The sequence below is a fragment of the uncultured Campylobacter sp. genome, from assembly GCF_938045205.1.
In the GTDB taxonomy this organism is placed as follows: Bacteria; Campylobacterota; Campylobacteria; order Campylobacterales; family Campylobacteraceae; genus Campylobacter_B.
The window spans coordinates 1-1,506 of sequence record NZ_CALIMY010000148.1 but is presented as its reverse complement, the minus strand read 5'-3'; the positions used below and the strand labels follow the sequence as shown (position 1 = coordinate 1,506).

The following is a 1,506-nucleotide window of genomic DNA, read 5'->3' as shown; positions in this document are numbered from 1 at the left end:
CACTTTTTTATAAATGGCAATATCTCCATATCCTGAGTAAAATCTATGCTAAAAATAATGCTGCCATCATCTAGCTTCTTTTTAAATTTTTGAGTTGGGAAAAACAGCTTCATACCCTCCTTAAAATATATAGCCACTTTCGGAGAAGCTTTTAATAGCGCTATTCGCGTTGTCTCTGACGGTAAGCTCATAGCATTTTGTATTTTATTAAAATACGTTTCATATTCCTTTAAGATCTTTCCTTCGTCTTTTGCTAAGCGATACAATAAAAGCCACTCTTAAAAGTCTAAAATTTCCATCAGCATCCTCAATAGCCAGATACCAATTACTATCGGTAAAAACTATCTTTAGACATTTCGCATCGGTTAAATTCTCCATTTTACCTATATATTTATACTTGATATTTCGGCATTCTTTATTTTTAACGGCATTTCGAAGCTCGCTTAAATATCTTCTACTTAGCTCGTCTTGCAAAACCTTCAAAGGATTGGTTCTAAATAAAAATACGTCCGAATCCTCTTTTAATTGTTCAGATACCTTCTCTTTTTCATATTTATCTAAATCGTTAAACAACCTAGGATCATTTTCGTTTAATAAACTAATTAACCAGCCTAGATCATTGCCATATTCTAAAAGACATTTTAAAACGCCGATTATATCTTTGTTTTTGTCGTATACCCTTAATACTTTTACCGGTCTCTTGCCATGCCCTATGAGCTTGCTTTCTATCCTAAAAGCGTCTGGAAATAGCTTGTCGATTTCGCCCATATACCTTCTAAGCGTTCTTTCCTTAATCCTTAACTCATCTAAAAGCTCTGTATCGGTAAGATAAATTTCTTGCTTTGCAACTAACTTTTTTAAAATTTCAAAGATAACTATCGTTTTATTGTCTGCATCTGATGACATTATAACTCCTCGTATTCTCTAAATCTTGCGTGTTTAAATTCTCGTTTAATTACGGCTTTGCCGTTTTCTACCTGCTCGCTTACGATGCGGTTAGTAGTCGCATATACGACGATCAGACCCATACTTTTAGCAAATCTTATCATATTATAAGTCGCTCCGAAATCACCCTGCACCAGCAATACGTCGCCCGCTTTTGCCTGCGATCTAAGCCTATCTTTATAAATTTCAACGATTTTTATTACACTTTTTTCGGACGGATCGATATCGCTCCACATTGCATCGGCTATATTTACGAATTTGCCGACATCTAAATTTTTTCTCGCGTCTTCTTCTTGTTCCTGCGTCAAGGCGTGATTCATTAGCATAAAGAGGGTTTTCATTGTTTCGACTTTCTTTGTAGTACAAAATGAATTTTTCTCATCATTTTAACTTTTTCTATATATCCTTGTATATTGTCCACACTATTTTTTGGGTCAGAATTCGATCTCCGATCCCCATCGGCAAGCTTATGAGCGATATTAATCCTAATATTATTGATTTTGAAATATACTTCCGCCACCTTTTTATGTTCGGAATTATAATTTTTGCTTCCTCCATACT

General features: G+C 34.7%; 3 protein-coding genes. All 3 read right to left on the bottom strand.

The annotated features are described in order from the left end of the window. Positions 1 to 219: 219 nt before the first annotated feature. Positions 220 to 906, bottom strand: coding sequence for a hypothetical protein (locus tag Q0198_RS09255; RefSeq protein ID WP_297897316.1), 687 nt, complete (start codon positions 904 to 906; stop codon positions 220 to 222). Beyond that, entirely contained in the window at positions 906 to 1,286 is a 381-nt protein-coding gene (gene csx20, locus Q0198_RS09250) for a CRISPR-associated protein Csx20 (RefSeq protein WP_297897314.1), read from the bottom strand. The genes Q0198_RS09255 and csx20 overlap by 1 nt, the downstream gene beginning before the upstream one ends. Continuing rightward, positions 1,283 to 1,506, bottom strand: a 224-nt coding sequence (locus Q0198_RS09245) for a hypothetical protein (RefSeq protein WP_297897312.1), incomplete at its 5' end; no start/stop codon positions are given. The genes Q0198_RS09245 and csx20, both read right to left, overlap by 4 nt.

Coding starts and splice junctions, on each gene's coding strand:
- Q0198_RS09255 (WP_297897316.1), bottom strand. CDS start 906: ATGTCATCAGATGCAGACAATAAAACGATAGTTATCTTTGAAATTTTA.
- csx20 (WP_297897314.1), bottom strand. CDS start 1,286: ATGAAAACCCTCTTTATGCTAATGAATCACGCCTTGACGCAGGAACAA.